The 7,637-nt window shown below is 33.5% G+C and carries 7 protein-coding genes; 6 read left to right on the forward strand and 1 reads right to left on the reverse strand.

Going from position 1 to position 7,637, the window contains the following annotated elements; translation table 11 throughout:
* Positions 1 to 37 precede the first annotated feature (37 nt).
* The 6 genes from citG (at position 38) to EKM79_RS12435 (ending at position 6,173) form a co-directional block, all read left to right on the forward strand.
* Entirely contained in the window at positions 38 to 1,471 is a 1,434-nt protein-coding gene (gene citG / locus EKM79_RS00770; RefSeq protein ID WP_125565221.1) for a triphosphoribosyl-dephospho-CoA synthase CitG, read from the forward strand.
* Positions 1,455 to 2,228, forward strand: coding sequence for an alpha/beta fold hydrolase (locus EKM79_RS00775; protein ID WP_125565222.1), 774 nt, complete (start codon positions 1,455 to 1,457; stop codon positions 2,226 to 2,228). Before citG ends, EKM79_RS00775 begins: the two co-directional genes overlap by 17 nt.
* A gap of 134 nt (positions 2,229 to 2,362) precedes the next feature.
* Complete coding sequence (locus tag EKM79_RS00780) at positions 2,363 to 2,908, forward strand: helix-turn-helix domain-containing protein (RefSeq protein WP_125565223.1); 546 nt, start codon at positions 2,363 to 2,365, stop codon at positions 2,906 to 2,908.
* Positions 2,909 to 2,942: 34 nt separating this feature from the next.
* Positions 2,943 to 3,665, forward strand: a complete 723-nt coding sequence (locus tag EKM79_RS00785) for an ABC transporter ATP-binding protein (RefSeq protein ID WP_125565224.1) — start codon at positions 2,943 to 2,945, stop codon at positions 3,663 to 3,665.
* A 5-nt stretch (positions 3,666 to 3,670) separates the two neighbouring features.
* The gene (locus EKM79_RS00790; protein WP_125565225.1) at positions 3,671 to 5,038 is read left to right on the forward strand and encodes an FtsX-like permease family protein; all 1,368 of its coding nucleotides are present in this window, start codon (positions 3,671 to 3,673) and stop codon (positions 5,036 to 5,038) included.
* 235 nt (positions 5,039 to 5,273) lie between these two features.
* Positions 5,274 to 6,173: a GrpB family protein gene (locus tag EKM79_RS12435; protein WP_125565226.1), complete on the forward strand. Its 900-nt coding sequence runs from the start codon at positions 5,274 to 5,276 to the stop codon at positions 6,171 to 6,173.
* An 18-nt stretch (positions 6,174 to 6,191) separates the two neighbouring features.
* On the opposite strand, the gene EKM79_RS00800 is transcribed toward EKM79_RS12435, so the two are convergent.
* Positions 6,192 to 7,514: an MATE family efflux transporter gene (locus EKM79_RS00800; protein ID WP_125565227.1), complete on the reverse strand. Its 1,323-nt coding sequence runs from the start codon at positions 7,512 to 7,514 to the stop codon at positions 6,192 to 6,194.
* Positions 7,515 to 7,637 lie beyond the last annotated feature (123 nt).

The raw sequence follows: 7,637 nt of genomic DNA on the forward strand, positions 1-7,637 counted from the left end.
CTCCTTTTTAATTAATAGAGAATTTGGATGTGAAGTAATGCTTAAATTATTTGATAGTGGCTTGACGCAAGACATTCCGGCTGTGCTGGAGAATCGTGATAAGCGCGTGTTTGTACAGAATAAACTGCTAAGCCAATATCCATCAGAGATAGTTATTGGGGCTAAGTTAAATACACCGGGACCAATAAAAAATAACAGTATAATAAAGAACTTTTTTGTTAACCAACTTGAAGTGTTTGAAGACATAATGTTAGAAGAAGGATTGGTATTTTTCAAAAATACAGAATGGTTGGATGCTGCCACTGGACCAGAAAGATTTTACGTAGTCGAAGGAAATGCTGAGAAGGTAAAACAAGTTACGACGGATTTTGAGGAATCAAAATCTTATCGTAGATTATTTGACTTGGACGTACTTTTTTTGAATGATGAGGAATCAGTACAATCTATTTCGAGAACGGAAATAGGTTACCCTCAACGTAAATGCTTGATCTGCGGCAGAACGGCTAAAGAGTGCGGTAGATCCAGACGTCATTCAGTTGAGGAATTGCAGTCTAAAGTCAGCGAGCTAGTTGAAGATTCGATGTTATTGACTGACAAAAAGAAAAAAGTACATTTACTAGTTACTAATGCCTTACGAGCTATAACATACGAAGTAACTGCATGGCCAAAACCCGGCTTGGTGGATCCAGTTGAATGGGGAGCCCATTCTGATATGGATATATTTATGTTTTTAGACAGTAGTTTGAGCTTACAGAATTATCTAAGAAAGTGTGCTTGGGCAGGATTAAATTATCAAACGGATACAGATTATCGTGATATTTTCCGTGAAATAAGAGAATTTGGTAAAATAGCGGAAAAGGATATGTTTGCTGCAACAAATGGAGTTAACACCCATAAGGGTGCGGTATTCTCACTTGGAGTTATGGTAACAGCTGTTGGAGTCAATATTAAAGATAGTAATTTTAATGAGAACATTATCCAAGATGCTGTTAAAAAAATGTTAAGAGGATTAATAGAAACAGATTATAGCCAACTTAACGGTACAGAAAATAAAAAATTAACAGCAGGTGAGAAACAATATTTGAAGTATGGTGTAACAGGCATTCGTGGTGAGGCTGCATCGGGTTATCCGGCTGTATTTAAATATGGGTTACCAATATTTTTACGTACAAAAGGCAGTATGAATCAACGCTTGATTACTACATTGATGAATTTAGCATTGCATACTGAAGATTCTACATTGATTAAACGTGCTGGTACTGTTGACATAATTGATTGGAAAAATGAGCAAATTAAAACTTTCTTTGACCAAGGTGGATTAGATACTGATAATGGAAGAAAGATTCTGAATGATCTTCAAAGTGAATTTTCCAAGAAGCATTTAAGTCTAGGTGGTACGGCTGATTTATTAATAGTTACAGCATTTTTGGGATTGACAAAAGAGGCATTGGCAAATGGAAATAATAACTAGAGATGGTAAGAAGCTAAATTATTATGTTCAAGGTTCTGGACAACCGATAATTTTTATTCACGGTTTTGGTGGATATCAACAAATTTGGACTGACCAAATTGACTTTTTTGATCAGCAAGGATATCAAGTAATAACATATGACCAACGTAATCATGGTGCATCTTATAGAGAACCTCAATTAGATAGATTTGATATTTTGATTGATGATTTAAAGGATCTTTTAGATTCACTACAAGTGGATAAACCTATTTTAGTTGGACATTCAATGGGGGCAAGTGTCATATATGGCTTCATCTCCAAATATTCTAATTACCCATTGTCAAAGGTCGTTACTGTTGATCAATCGCCTAAGATGTTAAATACTCCATCTTGGAAATATGGTTATATGGATATTACTAGGGCTAATTATAAATTACGACTTAAGATGCATAATAAAGAAACGCTTAATGGTATTGATGACAATGTCTTTTGGAAATTAAAGGTTGCCAAGGAACAATTTCCTTTTGTTAAGGACGATAATTTGGAATTGCTTTATGATCATGCAAGAAAAGATTGGCGTGATTCCTTGGTTAATTGTAAAGTGCCAATGTTGTTAGTTACAGCAAATCAAAGTCCTTATTTTGATGGTAAATTTGCGGATGAATTTGTTTCTAAAAACGTAAATATAAGTCATGTGGCCATTGATCAATCAGGTCATGTCGTTATGGCGGAACAACCTGATACTTTTAATCAGGAGCTATTAAATTACATTAAATAAAGTCTAGACTAAATTAGTATCTCTGAAAGGAGATACTTTTTTTGCGTTATAACGGTTTGTATCAAAAAAATTGTTAGATTTTTTCAGGGGTAAGTGTCTTACTAGAAGTATAAAGAGAAGGGAAATTTACCGTTATGTCAGAAACCATAGGTCAACGTATCCAAGATAAGAGGATGGAGAAGAGTATGACTCAGGAACAAGTTGCCGAAAAGCTATACGTAACGCAGCAAACCGTTGCACGTTGGGAAAGTGGTAAACATAATCCACCAATTAGTGCTATCCAAGATTTAAGCAAGTTATTTGATGTAAATACTTCATATTTTTTTGCAGAAAATGAAGTTATTATACACAAATTCAATTTTTTTGCTTTTTTTGGTAGTTTAATAATAAATTTTTTGTTCTTCGGAGTTGTAGCAATCGCCTTAATTACAATGCAATTAGCTTTTTGGGGAACTATTTGTGCTTTCTTAGTGTCTCCTATTATCGTAATTTGGCTATCAGTAATAAAAATACAACCATTAACGAGTTTCCGAGTTGTAAGCAGTGTGGTACTTTGTTTGATTTCAGTGATAATGATTCCTGTACTTTGGAAATTAACAAAATATATATGGAAAATATTACAGGCTTATTATCGTTATAATATTAATTCAATTTTTTATGAGGTGGTATCGAAAAAGTAATATTGCAAAAAAATTATAGCTGGAGGATTTAAGGATGAATGAACAGGTCATAAAGATTAATGGAATTTCAAAAAGTTTTGCTTTAGATAAAAGTAAATCCGTTAATATTTTAAAAAATATATCATTTTCGGCTTACTCAAATGAGTTCATTAGTATTGTTGGTCCTTCAGGTAGTGGTAAATCAACATTACTAAAATGTATTTCTGGCCTTTTGAAACCCACAAAAGGAACAATTAATATAAATTCAGTAGATCCTTATCTTTTGTCTCCATCTAAGGTTGCCAAAATGAGACGTACAGAGATTGGATTTATTTTTCAATCCTATAATTTGGTTCCAGCATTACCTGTTTTTGAAAATATAGTGTTGCCACTTCGTCTGTCTGGCAAAAAAATTAGTAAGACGAATATAGAAAAATTACTAAATAGTATGAATTTTTCAGCTGATTTAGAGAATTTTGTAAATACTTTATCAGGAGGTGAGAGACAGAAAGTTGCTATTGCTAGGGTTCTAGTAACAAATGCAAAAATTATTTTTGCTGATGAGCCAACAGGTGCTGTTGATGAAAGCTCTAAGAGATTGATTTTTAAAATTTTGAGAAAGCTTGCTGGTAGCGGTGTATGTGTGATAATGGTAACTCATGATATAGATTTGGCATCCAAAACTGATAGATCGCTTATTTTGAAAGACGGAAAATTAATCAAAATTTTGAACAGACCAAACTCGGCAGAGCTTTTAGAAGAAATGGAAAAGGGGTGATAATCATGGTTCGATTAGCTATGTGGCAGTTTCGCTATACTTGGATGTCCTGGATCGGGGCATTGATTATATTCCTGGCTTCAGGTTTTGTCATCGGATTCACCATAATCGGTGTGGATTCAACAATTAAAGCAAAGCTAAATTATGGAAATTTTAACCCTGTGGGGTTGTTTTTAACACCAGCTATTTTTGGATTAATAACATTAACATTATTGATTAATGGAATTACTAGATTAGTGATAAACAAGTTCAAAAACGATTACGATTTATGGTCATTATTAGGTGCCAATTCAATACAACTTTCTGTAATGATTAGTATTCAAATGGGATTAACAGGGATGATTGGAGGGTTACTAGGTTATTTTATGGCGTATCCTATTGTCAATATATTTTATAATTGGATTCGAACAAATCCTGGAATGACTGAATTTCCAGAGTTTAATATGAGATTGCATTATGAATCATTAATACTTTCCGTGATGATTTTAAGTATTTTAATTGGTATTACAGGGTTCATCAGTGGAGAGAAGGTTTTTTTAAATATGAACAAAAGGCACAAAATTATAAATGAATTGTATTTGTTTTCTCATTTTATTTGGACAATCGTTATCTATGGAGGGTTAATTTATGTATACAGCCTGTTTTTTAAGAGCCCCAGAAAAATTATTAAACTATTGGGTGATCAAACTATAGAAAATACTTATTTACAAATACTGTTAATTCTTGCTATTTTAATGATTATTGCGATGAATGAAATAGAACGTGTAATTTTACCCATGTTTGTAAAAGTTCTTCAGTACTGGATTCCAACAAAGCTAATGAAGACGTTTCAGACCGCATACTGGAATGTTCTTGAAAAGAAGGAATTTTTACGCACGCTTACACTTCCAAGTTTTATTTTTTCACTTGTCTCATCTTTTTTTATGTATTTGGCATTTGATTTGGCCAATATTTCCAACAAAAGAAGTCTATCAGAGATTTTTGGAACATTATTACTTTTTTTGGGTGCACCATTCTTGATAATTCTAGCTAATACTATTTCTTTAACAATAATTTCTAGTTCTGAAAGGTCTTCTAATATTAGTCAATTAAGTATTATCGGCTTTTCAGTGAAGGATTTATTATTTGAGAAAATTGGTGAAGCAAGTATTTACGGTTCTATTATTTTTATTCAAGGAACAATTGGTAATGCCTTACTTTATGTTCCCATTATGCAAGCTTCATATTATACACATACGCAAATGAAGGATGGATGGCTTTCAATTACTTGGATTCCGGCAACTGTAGGAATTTTGGCTTTCTTATTTATTTTTTTAGTAGATGGTATTTATGTCTATAAGAATTATGCTTTTAAACAAACAATAGATATATGAATTCTTATTTTAAAAAATTACTTGCTGTGTTTTCCTTTAGAGTAAAAAAGACATTATGTAAGTAGTTATGTAAAATACCTACAGTAAGATGATTAGAAATTTTTTTTTAAAGAAATGAGTTTATTGTTGTACCAATTGATATTATTTCTGTAAAGGTATTCGCTTTTGAGCAGATTAAAAGAGCTTTCTTTAAAATGTTACAATTATAAAAATAGATTTTAGGGGGGGACAAGTAATGAGCCAACACATAACCGTTATAGACTATGATCCATTATGGGAAAGAAAATATGAAGAAGAATCCTTATTGATTAAGAATATTCTCGGAGATAACTGCATTGCAATCTACCATATCGGTAGTACATCTGTTGAAGGATTAGCGGCAAAACCTATTATTGATATTATGGTTGCAGTAAAGAGTCTTGAAAAGGTTGATCATACCGCAGCTGATTTTTCTAAAATAGGATATGAGTATCTTGGTGAATTTGGAATTGCAGGTAGACGGTATCTTCGTAAAGGAGGAGATGAACGAACATATCAAATTCATATCTTTCAGGCGGAGGACTGGAATAACATTGGAAGACATCTTGCCTTTCGTGATTATATGCGCACTCATGAGAAGGAACGAGATGAATATACAAAGATAAAGAAAGAACTTGCGAGGAAATTTCCTTATGACATAGATGGATATTGTGATGGAAAAGAGAATTTTGTGCAAAAAATAGAAAAACTAGCCCTCTCACAATTTGATGGGACATGGGATAAAATGTATCTTGCTGCACGTAACGTTCAATATGAAAGAGAAATATCTTCTTTGATTGAAGCAGGAGGTGTTTGTGCAGCAGTTCTTACGAATAAGGGAAATATTTATGTCGGTGTCTGTATTGATACTGCATGCTCTTTAGGGATGTGTGCGGAAAGAAATGCTATTGCTAATATGATTACAAATGGTGAGAAAGATATTTGTCGAGTTATAGCTGTTGATAGTAAAGGAAAAGCAATCCCACCTTGTGGTGCTTGTAGAGAATTTATGGTGCAACTAATGGCGGAGAATTATCAATCTATTCAGATTATGTTGAATTATGAAAATAAGGAAGTTGTCAAATTAGGAGATATTACTTCTAGTTGGTGGATATAAAAAAAGCCTTCAAGCAGACTATTTTGTCAGTTTGAAGGTTTCTTTGTATAAAAATAATCCAATTAAAAAGGTAACCAAATCAGCGGTTGGTTGTGACCAGATAACTCCGTAATATCCAAAGATTCTGGATGCTATTACAATTACAAGGTAAAAAATAACACCTTGTCTAGCAATTGACATGATAAAGGCATCTAAAGCTTTACCAGTTGACTGGAAGACCGTTGTGAATACAAGTATGGCGCCAACAAAAGGCGTTGTACATAGGAACGCACGCAGAATGTGGGTACCAGCTGTGATGACTTCAGTGTCCTTTAAGAATAATCCGACTATTTGTGGGGAAAAGATCATCAAAATAACTGCAAGGACTAATGCATAGACTATTTCAACAATCAGATCAAAACGAATGATTTTTTTGAATCGCTCAAAGTTTTTTGCTCCAAAATTATAGCCAATCAATGGTTGTGCACCGAAGGCAAATCCAACCATGATCAACATAATAATCATGTAAATCTTGAGAACAATTCCCATTGCCGCAATTTGAACGGCACCATAATTTTCTAGATATCTGTTGATGATAGCTGTTCCAAATGCTTGCATTAAATTGGTTATAGAAGCTGGAATACCAATAATAATTACTTGTGTTATTAGTTTTTTGTCAATAGACATTTTATGAAAATCAACACTGATGACATCACAATATTTCAAAGTTGCCCAAATCAAGATAATATCTGTTACACTGTAACCTATAACAGTGGCTAGAGCAGCACCAGCAGCCCCCATATTCATTGGAAAAATAAGAATAGGGTCTAAAATTATAGTTACTACGGTTCCGATAATTGTACCAATCATAGATTGTTTGGCGAATCCTTCAGTTCTGATCAAGTTACTAGGAACTAATGAAACAATTATTATTGGTGCTCCTAAAGCCATAATGTGATAAAAACTAGCCGCAAAATGGTAAGTTGAGTCATTTGCACCCAGCATATGTAGAATTGGATTTTCAAATATAATAAGTAATATGGCAGTTATTACACCGAGAATAATACCCCAGTAGAAGCAGAAACTACTGACACGACGACTTTTTTCATGCTCGGTTTGACCAAGCAAACGAGATATTAGCGAACTACCACCTAGTCCAAAGATATCACCTAATGCAAGAAGAAATGAGAATAGTGGGGTACAGAGTGCAACACCGGCTACTAAATCGGTGTTTTGTGTTTGTGCGATAAAGAAAGTATCCGCTAAGTTGTAAATCATACTTGCTACCATACCGAGAACAACGGGTAGTGCTAGAGTGAAATATGCTTTAGGAATAGTTTCTTTTTCGAATAATTCATTCAAAATAATTCCTCCAAAAATAGACCAATGTTTCTATTATATATGTAGCAATAAAAACCACCCGTAAAACGGGTGGTTTTCTCTGAGGCTATAAGCCTCCATCACTAGCCAGCGCCTCAAGACGCT

This window comes from Companilactobacillus insicii (assembly GCF_003946015.1).
In the GTDB taxonomy this organism is placed as follows: Bacteria; Bacillota; Bacilli; order Lactobacillales; family Lactobacillaceae; genus Companilactobacillus; species Companilactobacillus insicii.